This is a genomic window from Micromonospora endolithica (assembly GCF_003626595.1).
In the GTDB taxonomy this organism is placed as follows: Bacteria; Actinomycetota; Actinomycetes; order Mycobacteriales; family Micromonosporaceae; genus Micromonospora; species Micromonospora endolithica.
On sequence record NZ_RBAK01000005.1, the window covers coordinates 244,913 to 259,570 of the forward strand.

Here is a 14,658-nt window from a genome sequence, read left to right on the forward strand (position 1 = left end):
GCCTCGTGCCCACGGCAGACCGCACTCCGTGCCCGCGCGCGAGAGGCCGCCTCGTGCCCATGGGAGACCGCACTCCGTGCCCGCACGCGAGAGGCTCCGCCCGGGTCCGCACGCGGAAGGCCCCCACCCCGGGCTCGGTCGCACGAGCGGTGATCCGGACGCGACATCAGCTCGAAAGGGGCTGGAGCCCTCGCCAGCGGAACGGCGGGCGAGGCGGATCAGGGCGTCGGTGGCCGCCGTTACCGCCGTGGTCGTCCCGTGAGGTGGGGTGGCGCCGGAAGATCCCTCCTGACGCAACTGGGCCGCCTCCATCGCCCCGGGACGGACGGAACCGGCCGCGTGCCCCGGCGAAGGGGCCACGCGGCCGGTCGAGGCTCAGGATGGTCACGCCTCCGGGGTCTGCTCCTGGCCGACTCCGATGAGTCCGACGATCCGCTCCAGGTCGTCCACGGTGGCGAACTCGATGGTGATCTTGCCCTTGCTCCGGCCGATGTCGACCTTGACCCTGGTGTCGAAGCGGTCGGAGAGGCGGTCGGCCAGATCGGTGAGCGCGGGGGCGTGCGGCTTGGTCCGCCGCCGTGTCGCCTCCTTCTTCGCCGATCCGTCGCTGAGCGACAGGGCCACGATCTCCTCGGTCGCCCGTACCGACAGTCCCTCGGCGACGATCCGGAGAGCGAGCTGTTCCTGCGCCTCCGACTCGTCCAGACTGAGCAACGCGCGCGCGTGGCCGGCGGACAGGATGCCGGCGGCGACCCGTCGCTGCACCTGCGCCGGCAGGTTCAGCAGGCGGATGGTGTTGGAGATCTGCGGCCGGCTCCGCCCGATCCGCCGGGCCAGTTCCTCGTGGGTGGCACCGAACTCGTCCAGCAACTGCTGGTAGGCGGCGGCTTCTTCCAGCGGGTTGAGGTTCGCCCGGTGGATGTTCTCCAGGAGGGCGTCCCGCAGCATGGCGTCGTCGCGGGTGTCCCGGACGATCGCCGGGATGCTCTCCCGGCCGACCGCCTGCGCGGCCCGCCAGCGCCGCTCGCCCATCACGAGTTCGAACTTCTCGTCGTCGAGCTGCCGGACGACGATCGGCTGGAGGAAGCCGACCTCCTGGATGGAGGTCTTCAGCTCCTCCAGGGCCTCCTCGTCGAAGACCTGCCGGGGCTGCTTCGGGTTCGGCACGATCGCGTCGACCGGGATCTCGGCGAAGCGGGCTCCGGGCACCGGGCTCAGACCGCCGTTGTCGGTCGCACCCGTCGCCGGCGTCCCCGTCATCGACGCCGGCTGGTCGAGGGGGGCACCGTCGGCGGGCTCGGCCACGTCGGTCTCGACGGTCGGTGCCGGGCCGGTCGGGATGAGCGCCCCGAGACCCCGCCCCAGACCGCCCCGTGGACGGTTCTTCATGCCACGCCTCCCCGCGCCTCGTCCCGATCACGCATTCCGGCCCACCGGCTCCTTGACGCCCCGCTCGGCGATCTCCTGGGCGGCCTCGAAGTAGCTCGTGGCACCCCGCGAACCGGGATCGTAGGTCATCACCGACTGGCCGTAGCTCGGTGCCTCGGACACGCGGACGTTGCGCGGGATGACCGCCTGGAGGACCTTGTCACCGAAGTGGTTACGGACGTCCTGCTCGACCGCGTCCGCGAGTCGGGTACGCCGGTCGTACATGGTGAGCAGGATCGTGGAGACCTCGAGCTTCGGGTTGAGGTGCTGCCGGACCAGGTTGATGTTGTTGATCAGCTGGTTCAGGCCCTCCAGCGCGTAGTACTCGCACTGGATCGGGATCAGGACCTCCTGCGCCGCCACGAGCGCGTTGACCGTGAGCAGGCCGAGCGACGGCGGGCAGTCGATGAAGACGTAGTCGAAGTGGCCCGGGTAGCCGGCGATGGCCCGGGTGAGCCGGGACTCGCGTGCCACCACGGAGACCAGCTCGATCTCCGCGCCGGCGAGGTCGATCGTGGCCGGTACGCACCAGAGGTTCGGGATGCCCTCGACCGCCTGGGCCACCTCCTCCAGCGGCATGCTGTTGATGAGGCAGTCGTAGACGTCCGGCACCCCGGTGTGGTGCGGCACGTTCAGACCGGTCGAGGCGTTGCCCTGCGGGTCCAGGTCGACCACGAGTACGCGGTTGCCGTGCAGGGCCAGGGCCACCGCCAGGTTCACCGTCGTCGTGGTCTTGCCCACGCCGCCCTTCTGGTTCGCGACGCACATGACCCGGGTCCGCTCCGGCCGAGGCATGGTCACCTCGCCACTCGGATTCAGGATCTGCACGGCGCGCATCGCCTCCATAGCCAACGGTGGGTCATCCTCTTCGCGCGTCGGGGTTTCACGTGAAACGTACGCGTCGTCGGTCGCGACGCGCCCGTAGGAAGCGGGGGGACTCGCGGTCGTGTCGTCCACTGTCACCGGAGGGGCGACGGCGTCGGGTACGACCGCGGGAGCCGGCTGCTGTGGTACCGCCGCCTCGAAGCGGACCGGCACCGCGGCGTTGCCGCGCGCGGCGGCGACGCGTTCGGCGGCCGACCGGCCACCCGGTGCCTCGTGCGGCCATCTCGGGTGTTCGGTTTCACGTGAAACAGGATCGCTCGCGGATCCGTTCACGCGTGGATCGTCGTACCTGCCGTCGTCATGCACCTGTCATCCCTGCCCGCTTCGGATGGTCGGTCCGCACCCCGTCAACCGGCCGCACGTGCGCTCGCGCCTGAAGAGCGTACGGCCCGGCGGGAGCGGCCGGGACCCGGTGATGTCGGTCGCCGCCCGCCCCACACTATCGACGCGCGGCCAGCCTACGGCGCACGGGCGCAGCCGGTCCACGTCGGGTTCTCATCCGGCCTCCACCCGTACCGGGTTCAACGACCCAACCGGCCCAGCGGACAGGGGAAACGTCAACGGCGCCGGGAACGCCCACCCCGGGATCGTTTGGGCGCCTTGGGTCGCGCCGGTCGGACGACCCGCTCCCGCACGATCTCGACCACCGTCGTGGGAGGGTCGAGCACGCCCTCGCCGCAGCGGTGGATCTCCGGCGTGCCGCCGCCGAGACTCGTCACGGTGTCGGCGTGCTCGGCGATCTCCTCGGCCACCGACGCGCCCTTCAGGGCGATCAGCCGTCCGCCGGGCACGACCAGCGGCAGGCACCAGGTGGAGAGGCGGTCCAGCGGTGCGACGGCCCGCGCGGTGACCACGTCGCCGGTCACCGGGGCCTGCCCGTTGGCACCGGTGACCGCCTCCTCGGCGCGACCCCGGAACACCCGCACCGTCCGGGCCAGCCCGAGGCGCTCCACCGTCTCGATGAGGAACGAGGTACGCCGGGACAGCGGCTCGATCAGTGTCACGGTCAGGTCCGGCCGGGCGATGGCGAGCACCAGCCCGGGCAGGCCGGCTCCGGACCCGACGTCCAGCACGGTCGCGCCCTGCGGGATGCGCTCCGCCACGGCGGCGCAGTTGAGCAGGTGCCGGTCCCAGACGCGGGGTGCCTCCCGGGGGCCGATCAGGCCGCGGACCACGCCGTCGGTGGCGAGCAGTTCGGCGTACGCGGCGGCCACGTCGAGCCGGTCGCCGAAGAGGGTCCGCGCGGCGTCCGCCAGCTCCGGCGGGAGGACGGCGTCCTCCGGCGAGGGCGTACGGACGGACGCTTCGGCAGTGGTCGGGTCCGGTCGGACAGGCGACGGCCCGGACGGCGTGCCGCCCGGGCCGTCCACGGCACCGGCCGTGGAGTCGTCGTGGGTCACCCGGTCAGTCCGCCGGCCGGACGATGATGCGCCGAGCCGGCTCGACGCCCTCGGACTCGCTCTCCACGCCGCTCATCGCGTTCACCACGTCGTGCACACACTTGCGCTCGAACGCGGACATCGGCTCCAGCCGCACGGGCTCGCCGTACTCCTTGACCTTCTCGACGGCGTTGCGCGCGACGGCGGCCAACTCCTTGCGCCGGTTGGCCCGGTAGCCACCGACGTCCAGCAGCAGCCGGCTCGGGGAGCCGGTCTGCCGGAAGACCGCCAGCCGGGCCAGCTCCTGGAGGGCCTCCAGGGTGGCGCCCCGCTGGCCGACCAGGTTCTGCAGGCGTCCACCGACCACCTCAACCACCGGACGGCCGCCGGAGACCAGCTCGTCGATGTCACCGTCGTAGTCGAGGATGTCGAGCAGTCCCTCGACGTAGTCCGCCGCGATCTCACTCTGCCGGAACAGCTCGCCCTCGCCGGCGGCCTTCTTCTCGGTGCCCGCCGGGGCGGTCTCCTCGGCGTCGTCGGCGTCGTCGGCGTCGGTCGTCTCGATCGCCTCGGTGTCCTCCGCGTCCAGTGAGTCGTCGGCGCGGGGGGTGCTGGTGTCGGTCACGGTGTCATCTCCGTACTCGCTCGGCCGGACCCTCGGTCCGCTGGTCTCCCGGGGGCCGGCGGGACGTCGCCGGTGCCCACGGGCACGTCTGTGCGGGCGGTGTCGCCCGTGTCCGCGCCGCGCGCGGCGGTTCCGCCCGGCGTCGGCCGTACGACGGCGGCAGCTCGTGCGGAACGGGCCGCCGCCGGTCTCCCGGCGGCGGCCCGGTGGTTCAGCCCTGGCGCTTGGCCGGACGACCCTTCTTCGGGTTGACCGGCTTCGCACCCGGCTTCGGACCGGCGACCTTCGGCGCGACCGGCTTGGCCGGCACCTGGGCCGCCGGCTTGTTGCGGCCGAGCAGGCCACCGGTCTTGGCCGGCTGCACCGGGTTACGGGGCGCCGAGCCGGACTTGGCGTTCATGGTCGGCGGCGGCGGGAACTTCCGCAGCACCCACTGCTGCTGGCCAAGGGTGAAGAGGTTGTTGGTGACCCAGTAGATGATCACACCGATCGGGAAGATCGCGCCGGAGATCAGCAGCGACAGGGGGATGCCGTAGAGCATCAGGCGCTGGATCATCCGCTGCTGCGGGTCCTCGGCCCAGCCGGTCTTGAGGATCATCTGGCGGCTGGTCAGGTAGGTGGTGCCCATCATGATCAGCACCAGGACGCCGGCCATGACCTTCACCGTGGTGGCGTTGGCGCCGAGGCGGGCAAGCTCCTCGGCGGTGGAGCCGAACTTGCCGGCGATCGGCGCGGTGAAGAGCGTCGCGCTCGATGCGCTGTCGAACTGGTCGACCGCCCACCCGTAGAGGGTCTTGTTCTCCTTGGCCGGGTCGAGGCGGCGCAGGACATGGAAGAGGCCGAGGAAGACCGGAATCTGGAGGAACATCGGAAGGCAACCCATCAGCGGGTTGGCCTTCTCCTTCCGGTACAGCTCCATCATTTCTTTCTGGAGCGTCTCCCGGTCACCCTTGTGCTTCTCCTGGAGCGCCTTGACCTGGGGCTGGAGCGCCTGCATCGCGCGCTGGGACTTGATCTGCTTGACGAAGACCGGGAAGAGGATCACCCGGACGGTGACCACCAGGAAGACGATGGCGAGGATCCACGCCCAGTTCGTGCCGAGCACCGCGCCGTCCGCCACCCCGATCGCGTCCCACGCCGAGTGCCAGGCCAGCAGGATCCACGAGATCGCGTAGTAGATCCAGTCGAGACTAAACAAGTCCAACTCAGGCTCCAGTCACATCGGCACGGCGGCGACCGCCCGGCTCCGGCACCGGGTCGAATCCACCTGGGTGGAAGGGGTGGCAGCGCAACAACCGCCGGACCGTCAGGCCGGTTCCCCGGAGGGCGCCGTGACCGGACACCGCCTCCAGGGCGTACGCACTGCACGACGGGTAGAACCGACAGCGGGCCGGCAGAGCCGGACTTATCCACCGACGGTACGCGATGATGGGCCCGGTCAGCACCCGGGCACCGGTTGTCACCGGGCGTGGAACCCGTGGGGCGTCGCTCACCGCGACCGCCGTCCTCGGGAGGTCCGCGCGGCGGTGAGGGCCGCGTCGAGATCACCGGCGAGTCGGGCGTACGGGGCCTCGGCCGCGGCGGGCAGGGCCCGGACGACGAGGGTGCTGCCCGGGGGAAGCGCGGCGAGCCGCTCCCGCACCAGGTGCCGAAGTCGACGGCGGACCCGGTTGCGGACAACGGCGTTGCCGACGGCCTTGGACACGACGAAGCCGGCGCGGCTCGACCCGGAGGATTCCTCCGCGCCGTCCCACGCCGGCTCCGACAAGGTCGCTTGCGGGTCGGGGGCCGCCGGCAGCGTCAGGTGTACGACCAGCGCGCCGCGACCGACGCGTCGGCCACCACGAACCGCTGCGGCGAAGTCAGCGCTGCGCCGCAGTCGTTGCGCGGCGGCCAGCACGACTGCCCACGTCCCCGGATCTACCCGGTCGGCCTCAGGCCGCCAGGCGCGTGCGCCCCTTGGCGCGACGGGTCGAGAGGATGGCGCGGCCGGCACGGGTGCGCATGCGCAGCCGGAAGCCGTGGGTCTTCGCGCGCCGGCGGTTGTTCGGCTGGTAGGTGCGCTTGCTCACGTCAGGCTCTCCGTTTTCGTACGCCCCGGGCGAGGGGCTCGCCGGGGTCGTGTGGTGGTCCAGGCCACCTCGGCGGTGGCCCCCGATCGATGCTGCCCGGCGGTGCGGGACCGCGGCGAGGCGGGAATGCGACCGTGGGCAGCAGGCATCAATCACCCTAGCAGAGGGCGAGAGAGCAGCCGCTCCAGCCTACGCAGGGGTGCAACGACCGTCAAACACTCCCAGCAGGGCGGAGAGTGGGCCGGGCGTACCGCCGAAGCGACGGTTTTCGCTGATGCCGACAAGGGTGCCCGCGCGTCGGCGGTTGATGGTGCGGCGACAACGCTGTTACCGTGCCCGATTGCGGTCGGCGTCGACAGGTGCGGTTGTCGCCGGCGAGCAAGACCCGACAGGGCAGTGGATCGTTCGGCACGGTGAACCCCGTTTCAGCGGCCCGTTCAGGCAGGGGGCAGGTCCGACCCGCGTCCGGCGGGCGGCCACAATCGGTACGTACACAGGCTGTGGATAACTTGTGGACGAGCACCGGTCAGCCGTCCGGACGGGGTGGTGTTCCATCCGCTCGAACATGGCGGGCCCGAGACGGCCGACGGGAAGACGGCGGCGTCGGCGGAGCAGAGGCGAGGGGGTGGCACGACGGTGGCCGGTACGACCGACCTTGCCGCGGTGTGGACGGCTACGACCGACGAGCTCGCCGACGAGATCATCTCCGCCCAGCAGCGGGCGTATCTCCGGCTGACCCGCCTGCGTGCCATCGTCGAGGACACCGCGCTGCTCTCCGTGCCGGACGCGTTCACCCGGGACGTGATCGAGTCGCGGCTGCGCCCGGCGATCACCGAGGCGCTGACCCGCCGGCTCGGCCGGCCGATCCAGGTGGCGGTCACGGTCCGGGTGGCCGAGGACCCCTCCGGCCGGCCCACCGGCACCGTCTACCGCAGCGCACCGGAGAGTGAGCCCGCCGGGGCCCCGGTCGACTTCGGCGGTGGCCCGGTCGACCACGACGCCGGCGGCGAGCCCGGGGGCGGCGCCTTCGACCACCGGCGGGACGGCGACGCCGGCCGGCAGCAGCTGCCCCTGATCCCCGAGCAGGCCCAGCCCGACCGGCGCGCGGACCGTCCGGTGGATCCGGCAGGTGAGGCGGATCACCATCCGGACCCGGGTGGACGGGGTGGCCAGGAGGCGTTGTTCAGCACCGCCTTCGCCGAGCCGCCGCGCCCCGACCGGACCGGTGACCGGCGCGGTCCGGACCGGCGTGGCTTCGACGAGCCACCCGACCAGTTGGATCCCCCGGTCGGGGAGAGCCGGGGCTACGACGCGCGTTACCGCGACGACACCCCGTCCCCCCGGGACCAGCACGTGATCCGGGCGCTGCCCCGCGACGGCGCGACCGACAGCGGTCCGGGCCGGGGTGGCATGGACCACCGGGCGGGTGGTCGGGACGACCGCCGGGCGGGTGCCGACGGCGGTGGCAACCGGCTCAACCCCAAGTACATGTTCGAGACGTTCGTCATCGGCTCGTCCAACCGGTTCGCGCACGCGGCGAGCGTGGCGGTGGCCGAGTCACCGGCGAAGGCGTACAACCCGCTGTTCATCTACGGCCACTCCGGGCTGGGCAAGACCCACCTGCTGCACGCGATCGGGCACTACGCCACCACGCTGGGCAACGCCCGCTCGGTGCGGTACGTCTCGACCGAGGAATTCACCAACGACTTCATCAACTCGCTGCGCGACGACAAGACCAGCGCGTTCCAGCGCCGCTACCGCGACGTGGACATCCTCCTGATCGACGACATCCAGTTCCTGGAGAACCGGGAGCGGACCCAGGAGGAGTTCTTCCACACCTTCAACACGCTGCACAACGCCAACAAGCAGATCGTGATCACCTCGGACCGGTCACCGCGCCAGCTCGCCACGCTCGAGGACCGGATGCGGACCCGGTTCGAGTGGGGTCTGCTCGCCGACATCCAGCCGCCGGACCTGGAGACCCGGATCGCGATCCTGCAGAAGAAGGCGGCACAGGAGCGGATGTACGCCCCGCCGGACGTGCTGGAGTTCATCGCGTCCCGGGTGTCGAACTCGATCCGGGAACTGGAGGGCGCCCTGATCCGGGTGACCGCGTTCGCCAGCCTCACCCGGTCCACGGTCGAGCTGTCGCTGGCCGAGGAGGTGCTGCGGGATTTCATGCCGGACGGCGCCGGCCCGGAAATCAACGCCGACCAGATCATGGCGTCCACCTCCGAGTACTTCGGGGTGAGCCTGGAGGACCTGCGCGGCCACTCGCGGTCCCGGGTGCTGGTGAACGCCCGGCAGGTGGCCATGTACCTGTGCCGTGAGCTGACCGACCTGTCGCTGCCCCGGATCGGCCAGGCGTTCGGCGGCCGGGACCACACCACGGTGATGCACGCCGACCGGAAGATCCGCCAGCAGATGGCCGAGCGCCGGTCGCTCTACAACCAGATCGCGGAACTCACCAACCGGATCAAGCAGACGACCTGAGGCGTACGCCGCCACCGGGTGACGGACCCTCCCCGACGATCGACGCCCGGCCGGGCCGACCGGCCGGGCGTTCGACGTATCCGGGTCGGGTGCCGGGGCCCTCCCGATCCGCCACGCCGGGCCCGCCGCGCCGGGGGCGGCAAAGTTTTTTCGCTCTCCGCTGGACCCTCGACATGGTGCAGACCACAGGATCGGGGCCGTGTCCGTCCACCGTCCCGCTCGTTGTCCACAGCTCGTTGTCCACCGCCTGTGGACAACTACCGTCCGTCGGTCACGCAGTTACCCACAGGTTGTGGAGAAACCCTGGGGACAACGCTGTGGATGCCTGTGGACGCCTGTGGATCACGGAGGCCGTTGTCCACCGACGACGGTGCCCCTGTGGGGAAGCTGTTGAAGGTTCTGGGGACAACGGTGGTCGAGTCGCTTTCCGTCGTCCACAGGTCTGGGGAGAAAGTCGGTGGATTACCGGTGGACAACCGGTGGATAACCCCGCGCCACCTGGGGACAACTGCGGCCTGTGGATCGCGGGCCGAGTTGTACCCCCGGTTGTCCACAGCGAAACCACCGGTGGATAACGTGTCTGACCTGCCCGAACGCGGGTTCTCCACAGTTTGCACAGGTGCGATGAAGACGATGAGTTATCTCTTCTAGAAGAATCAAAAACCAATCATCACCGTTGGACTTCCTGTGGATCGGGCCGAGCACCGCCGTCGGCGGTCGCCCCGGCACCTGGATCCACGGGGTCGGGCGCACAGCCGATGCCCACGCGCCCTAAGGTGCGATGGGTACCCGCACGGTCAGGCGGGACGGCAGGCAGCGGTCGGCATGAGAGAGTTGTCGCTGACGTCGACGCGGAGGCATTGATGAAGTTCCGAGTGGAGCGCGACGCGCTCGCCGAGGCCGTGGCCTGGACCGCGAAGAGCCTGCCCAACCGACCATCCGTTCCGGTGCTGGCCGGTGTGATGCTCCGGGTCACCGACGGCAACCTCCAGGTCTCCGGCTTCGACTACGAGGTCTCCAGCCAGGTGACCGTCGAGGTGCAGGGCGACGCCGACGGCGCCGCGCTCGTCTCCGGCCGGCTGCTCGCCGAGATCACCAAGGCGCTGCCGGCCAAGCCGGTCGACATCGCCGCGGTCGGCGCCCACCTGGAGCTCGTCTGCGGCAGCGCCCGCTTCACGCTGCCGACCATGCCGGTGGAGGACTACCCCGCGCTGCCCGACATGCCGGAGAGCGCCGGCACCGTCGACGCCGCCGCGTTCGCCGCCGCCGTCGCCCAGGTGGCGATCGCCGCCGGCCGCGACGAGACGCTGCCGATGATGACCGGCGTACGCCTCGAACTCTCCGGCAGCACCCTGGCCATGCTCGCCACCGACCGCTACCGGCTCGCCCTGCGCGAGATGCAGTGGAACCCGGACGACCCGGAGATCAGCCTCAACGCCCTGGTGCCGGCCCGGACCCTGAACGACACCGCCAAGGCGCTCGGCCCGCTCGGCGGCCACGTCACCATGGCGCTGTCCCAGGGCGGCGCCGGCGAGGGCATGATCGGTTTCGCCGGCGGCACCCGCCGGACCACCAGCCGGCTGCTCGACGGCGCCAACTACCCGCCGGTGCGCTCGCTCTTCCCGGCCAGCCACAACGCCGAGGCCCGGGTGCCGGTCAGTGCCCTGATCGAGGTCGTGAAGCGGGTCGCCCTGGTCGCCGAGCGGACCACCCCGGTGCTGCTCAGCTTCAGCGCCGACGGGCTGGTGGTCGAAGCCGGCGGCACCGAGGAGGCGCGCGCCAGCGAGGCGATGGAGGCCACCTTCACCGGCGACCCGCTCACCATCGGCTTCAACCCGCAGTACCTGATCGACGGCCTCACGAACCTGGGGGCCCAGTTCGCCGTGCTCCAGTTCGTCGACGCCTTCAAGCCGGCCGTGATTTCCCCGTCCGGCGAGGATGGCGAGGTCATCTCCGGGTACCGGTACCTCATCATGCCGATCCGCGTGTCCCGCTGATCGCACCCGAGAAGACCCAGAACGCACGGAGGTACGGACAGATGCAGCTCGGCCTGGTGGGGCTCGGCCGGATGGGCGGCAACATGCGCGAGCGGTTGCGCGCCGCCGGCCACGAAGTCGTCGGATTCGACCACAACCCGCAGATCAGCGACGTGGCCAGCCTGGCCGAGCTGGCCGAGAAGCTGGAGTCGCCGCGCGCCGTCTGGGTCATGGTCCCGGCCGGGGTCACCGACGCCACCATCGACGAGCTGGCCGGCGTGCTCGGCACCGGCGACATCATCATCGACGGCGGCAACTCCCGCTTCAGCGACGACGCCCCCCGCGCGGAGCGCCTCAACGAGCAGGGCATCGGCTACGTCGACGTCGGCGTATCGGGCGGCGTCTGGGGCCGGCAGAACGGCTACGGGCTGATGGTCGGCGGGGCGCAGGAGCACGTCGCGCGGCTGATGCCGGTCTTCGACGCGCTCAAGCCGGCCGGCGAGTTCGGCTTCGTGCACGCCGGGCCGGTGGGCGCGGGGCACTACGCGAAGATGGTGCACAACGGCATCGAGTACGGCCTGATGCACGCCTACGCCGAGGGCTACGAGCTGATGACCGCCTCGGAGCTGGTCACCAACGTGCCGGGCGTCTTCAAGTCCTGGCGCGAGGGCACCGTCGTCCGCTCCTGGCTGCTCGACCTGCTCGACCGGGCACTGGACGAGGACCCGGAACTGGCCGAGCTGAGCGGCTACACCGAGGACACCGGCGAGGGCCGGTGGACCGTCGACGAGGCGGTCCGGCTCGCCGTGCCGCTGAACGTGATCACCGCCTCCCTGTTCGCCCGGTTCGCCTCCCGCCAGGACGACTCACCCGCGATGAAGGCGGTGTCCGCGCTGCGCCAGCAGTTCGGCGGGCACGCCGTCCACAAGCGCTGAGCGGCGTCCACCACCTGTGTACGTCCGCCGGCTCGAACTCGTCGACTTCCGCTCGTACGAGCGGGTCGCCGTGGACCTCGAACCGGGGGCGAACGTTCTGACCGGCGCCAACGGCGTCGGCAAGACCAACCTCGTCGAGGCGTTGGGCTACGTGGCGACCCTGGACTCGCACCGGGTCGCCACCGACGCCCCACTGGTCCGGATGGGTGCCACCTCGGCGGTGATCCGCTGCGCGGTGGTGCACGACGGCCGGGAACTCCTGGTGGAGTTGGAGATCGTCCCCGGCAAGGCCAACCGGGCCCGGTTGGGGCGGTCACCCGCCCGCCGGGCCCGGGACGTGCTCGGCGCGCTGCGGCTGGTGCTGTTCGCCCCGGAGGACCTGGAACTCGTCCGCGGCGACCCCGCCGAGCGCCGCCGCTACCTCGACGACCTGCTGGTCAACCGCCAGCCCCGGTACGCCGGCGTGCGCGCCGACTACGACCGGGTGGTCAAGCAGCGCAACGCCCTGCTGCGCACCGCGTACCTGGCCCGCAAGACCGGAGGGACCCGCGGCGGCGACCTGTCCACCCTGGCGGTCTGGGACACCCACCTCGCCCGGCACGGCGCCGAACTGCTCGCCGGCCGGCTGGAACTGGTCGCCGCGCTCGCCCCGCACGTGACCAAGGCGTACGACGCGGTCGCCGCGGGCGAGGGCGCGGCCGCCATCGCCTACCGGCCGTCGGTGGAGCTGGCCGAGCCGACCACCGACCGGGCGGTGCTCGCCGAGGCGCTCACCGCCGCCCTGGTCGAGGCCCGCTCCGCCGAGGTCGAGCGCGGCACCACCCTGGTCGGTCCGCACCGCGACGACCTCACCCTCACCCTCGGCCCGCTGCCCGCCAAGGGGTACGCCAGCCACGGCGAGTCCTGGTCGTACGCGCTGGCGCTGCGGCTGGCCGGGTACGACCTGCTCCGCGCCGACGGCATCGAACCGGTGCTGGTACTCGACGACGTGTTCGCCGAACTGGACGCCGGCCGCCGGGAACGCCTCGCCGACCTGGTCGGGGGCGCCAGCCAACTGCTGGTCACCTGCGCGGTGGACGAGGACGTGCCGGCGCGCCTGCGGGGCACCCGCTACACGGTCGGCGCGGGGACGGTGCGCCGTGCCGGATGAGCCACGGCGCACCGACGGCACCGGCGACCCGGACCGGACGCCCGCCCCCGGCCGCGTGACCGGGGGTGCGGCGCGCGGTGCGCGTACCTCCTCGGGGGCCGGCGGCGCGGGCCGGGCCGGTCGGGCGGCCGGGACCGGCGCGGACGCCGCCGGAAGCCGACGCGCGAAGGGTGACCCGGATGCGGGAGCGCGCGGCGGCAGGGACGGCGTGGGTACGCCCGGCGCGGTGGGTCCGGCCGCACGCGGCGCCAAGGGCGGGACGGAGGCCGACCGCGCGAAGGCCGACCCGGGTGGGAAGGGCGACCCGGGCGCGGCGGAGAGCGGCTCCGGGCCGCAACTGGCGCGGGCGGTGCTGGACGCCGCGAGGTCCCGCCGGGAGGCGGCGGCGAAGACCCGGCGGCGCACCGGTGCCGGCGGGGACGGTGCCGGCGGGGAGCGGCGGTTACGCGGCTACTCCGGGCCCGGGCCGGACCCGCGCGACCCGCAGCCGCTGGGTGCGGTGCTGGACCGGCTGATGAAGGCGCGCGGCTGGCAGCAGCCGGCCGCCGAGGCGACCGTGTTCGGCGCGTGGGAGAAGGTCGTCGGCGCGGAGGTGGCCCAGCACAGCCGCCCGGTCAAGCTGGAGGACGGCGAGCTGACCGTGGAGGCCCGCTCCACCGCCTGGGCCACCCAGCTGCGACTGCTCGCCGGGTCGCTGCTCCAGCAGATCGGCCGCGAGGTGGGCCACAACGTGGTGCGCCGGTTGCACATCCACGGCCCGGCGGCGCCGTCGTGGTCGCGGGGGCCGAGACGGGTACGCGGGCGCGGCCCCCGGGACACCTACGGCTGACCGGCCCGCCGGGGTGCCTCCGACTCGGCGTACACCGCGAAGCCCCGGTCCGCGCAACGCCGGTAGAACGCGGCCAGCACGCTCAGCTCCGGGCAGGTGTAGTTCCACTGCGGTGGCGCGCCGGTGTCGTCGCGCAGCGCGTCCAGCCGGGTGTCCAGCCAGCGCAGTTGCTGCTCGGCGAGGCGACCGTCGGCGAGCAGGCCGCGCAGCACCTCGCTCACCGACTCGAAGGTGACCGTCTCGCCGTGCGGGCGGTGCCCGGCCACGAACCGCTCGATCCCACCGGCGATCCACGCGCACCCGTCCGGGTCGATCACCGGGTCCTCGTCCTCCGCCGCGGCGTCGGTGGCGTAGAGCACACCCGCCAGGCCGAGCAGCAGGTCGACCAGCTCGGTGTACGCGGTCGCCCGCACCGTGCCGGTCTTCGCGATCAGCTCGGCGAGCGCCGCGGTCGGCGCCGAGATGCGTGGCATGTCGACGATCTCGCCGAAGTCGACGAACTCGGCCGGTGCGACCGGGTCGTAGAAGCGGCCGGTCCGCGGCCAGTGCACCGCGACGTTGTCCAGCCCCATCTGGCGTCACCTCTCAAGCCGTGTCGGGTAGATCGGGTCGATCGTCCGGTTCCGGGCGGGAAAGATCAAGGCCGGTTCCGTCAACGCCCGTGACCGTACCCCGGACGTGGTGCGGAGCAACGTCCGGTCTTCGGCCGGTCGCGCCGCCCGTCCCCCCATCGCGTGTAGGGGGAGTAGCGGACGGCGAAGTTCGGGCGGCTACGGAGGTCTCAGACCGGCTTTCAGGGGTGCCGAGTGGTGGTTCTGTCGTCCGCGCACAGTAAGATTGACGCAGAGACGAAGACCCGGTGCGGAGCGGCGAGACCCGGGCCCGA

General features: G+C 72.1%; 14 protein-coding genes. 5 read left to right on the top strand and 9 right to left on the bottom strand.

What is annotated here, in order from left to right; all coding sequences use genetic code 11:
• Window positions 1–384: 384 nt before the first annotated feature.
• From D7223_RS15580 to rpmH, 8 genes are all read right to left on the bottom strand, one after another.
• Entirely contained in the window at window positions 385–1,389 is a 1,005-nt protein-coding gene (locus tag D7223_RS15580; protein ID WP_120729115.1) for a ParB/RepB/Spo0J family partition protein, read from the bottom strand.
• Between the two features lie 27 nt (window positions 1,390–1,416).
• Window positions 1,417–2,586 carry a ParA family protein gene (locus D7223_RS15585; RefSeq protein ID WP_420330315.1) on the bottom strand — a complete coding sequence of 390 codons (1,170 nt, stop codon included), beginning with the start codon at window positions 2,584–2,586 and terminating at the stop codon, window positions 1,417–1,419.
• A 284-nt stretch (window positions 2,587–2,870) separates the two neighbouring features.
• Entirely contained in the window at window positions 2,871–3,713 is an 843-nt protein-coding gene (gene rsmG, locus D7223_RS15590) for a 16S rRNA (guanine(527)-N(7))-methyltransferase RsmG (protein ID WP_120729117.1), read from the bottom strand.
• Between the two features lie 4 nt (window positions 3,714–3,717).
• Window positions 3,718–4,317 carry a Jag family protein gene (locus tag D7223_RS15595; protein WP_120729118.1) on the bottom strand — a complete coding sequence of 200 codons (600 nt, stop codon included), beginning with the start codon at window positions 4,315–4,317 and terminating at the stop codon, window positions 3,718–3,720.
• Between the two features lie 211 nt (window positions 4,318–4,528).
• Window positions 4,529–5,515 (bottom strand): membrane protein insertase YidC, encoded by a 987-nt coding sequence (gene yidC / locus D7223_RS15600; RefSeq protein WP_120729277.1) that lies wholly within the window; start codon window positions 5,513–5,515, stop codon window positions 4,529–4,531.
• 7 nt (window positions 5,516–5,522) lie between these two features.
• Complete coding sequence (gene yidD / locus D7223_RS15605) at window positions 5,523–5,810, bottom strand: membrane protein insertion efficiency factor YidD (RefSeq protein ID WP_120729119.1); 288 nt, start codon at window positions 5,808–5,810, stop codon at window positions 5,523–5,525.
• On the bottom strand, window positions 5,807–6,217 hold the full coding sequence (rnpA, locus tag D7223_RS15610) for a ribonuclease P protein component (protein ID WP_120729120.1): 411 nt from the start codon (window positions 6,215–6,217) through the stop codon (window positions 5,807–5,809). The genes yidD and rnpA overlap by 4 nt, the downstream gene beginning before the upstream one ends.
• Window positions 6,218–6,251: 34 nt before the next feature.
• Window positions 6,252–6,389: a 50S ribosomal protein L34 gene (gene rpmH / locus D7223_RS15615; protein ID WP_091061882.1), complete on the bottom strand. Its 138-nt coding sequence runs from the start codon at window positions 6,387–6,389 to the stop codon at window positions 6,252–6,254.
• A 636-nt stretch (window positions 6,390–7,025) separates the two neighbouring features.
• On the opposite strand from rpmH, the gene dnaA reads away from it, so the two are divergent.
• The 5 genes from dnaA (at window position 7,026) to D7223_RS15640 (ending at window position 13,772) form a co-directional block, all read left to right on the top strand.
• Complete coding sequence (gene dnaA, locus D7223_RS15620; RefSeq protein ID WP_120729121.1) at window positions 7,026–8,882, top strand: chromosomal replication initiator protein DnaA; 1,857 nt, start codon at window positions 7,026–7,028, stop codon at window positions 8,880–8,882.
• Window positions 8,883–9,745: 863 nt separating this feature from the next.
• Window positions 9,746–10,879 (top strand): DNA polymerase III subunit beta, encoded by a 1,134-nt coding sequence (dnaN, locus tag D7223_RS15625; protein ID WP_120729122.1) that lies wholly within the window; start codon window positions 9,746–9,748, stop codon window positions 10,877–10,879.
• 41 nt (window positions 10,880–10,920) lie between these two features.
• Window positions 10,921–11,793, top strand: coding sequence for a phosphogluconate dehydrogenase (NAD(+)-dependent, decarboxylating) (gene gnd / locus D7223_RS15630; RefSeq protein WP_120729123.1), 873 nt, complete (start codon window positions 10,921–10,923; stop codon window positions 11,791–11,793).
• Between the two features lie 16 nt (window positions 11,794–11,809).
• The gene (recF, locus tag D7223_RS15635) at window positions 11,810–12,943 is read left to right on the top strand and encodes a DNA replication/repair protein RecF (RefSeq protein WP_120729124.1); all 1,134 of its coding nucleotides are present in this window, start codon (window positions 11,810–11,812) and stop codon (window positions 12,941–12,943) included.
• A gap of 208 nt (window positions 12,944–13,151) precedes the next feature.
• Window positions 13,152–13,772, top strand: coding sequence for a DciA family protein (locus D7223_RS15640; RefSeq protein WP_120729278.1), 621 nt, complete (start codon window positions 13,152–13,154; stop codon window positions 13,770–13,772).
• Here the strand turns inward: D7223_RS15640 and D7223_RS15645 are convergent.
• Window positions 13,763–14,344 carry a hypothetical protein gene (locus D7223_RS15645; RefSeq protein ID WP_120729125.1) on the bottom strand — a complete coding sequence of 194 codons (582 nt, stop codon included), beginning with the start codon at window positions 14,342–14,344 and terminating at the stop codon, window positions 13,763–13,765. The two genes, D7223_RS15640 and D7223_RS15645, sit on opposite strands and share 10 nt — an antisense overlap.
• Window positions 14,345–14,658: the final 314 nt, after the last annotated feature.

Bases quoted from the DNA above. Each gene is read 5' to 3' on its own strand.
- D7223_RS15580 (WP_120729115.1), bottom strand. From the start codon at position 1,389: ATGAAGAACCGTCCACGGGGCGGTCTGGGGCGGGGTCTCGGGGCGCTC.
- dnaN (WP_120729122.1), top strand. From the start codon at position 9,746: ATGAAGTTCCGAGTGGAGCGCGACGCGCTCGCCGAGGCCGTGGCCTGG.
- gnd (WP_120729123.1), top strand. From the start codon at position 10,921: ATGCAGCTCGGCCTGGTGGGGCTCGGCCGGATGGGCGGCAACATGCGC.
- D7223_RS15645 (WP_120729125.1), bottom strand. From the start codon at position 14,344: ATGGGGCTGGACAACGTCGCGGTGCACTGGCCGCGGACCGGCCGCTTC.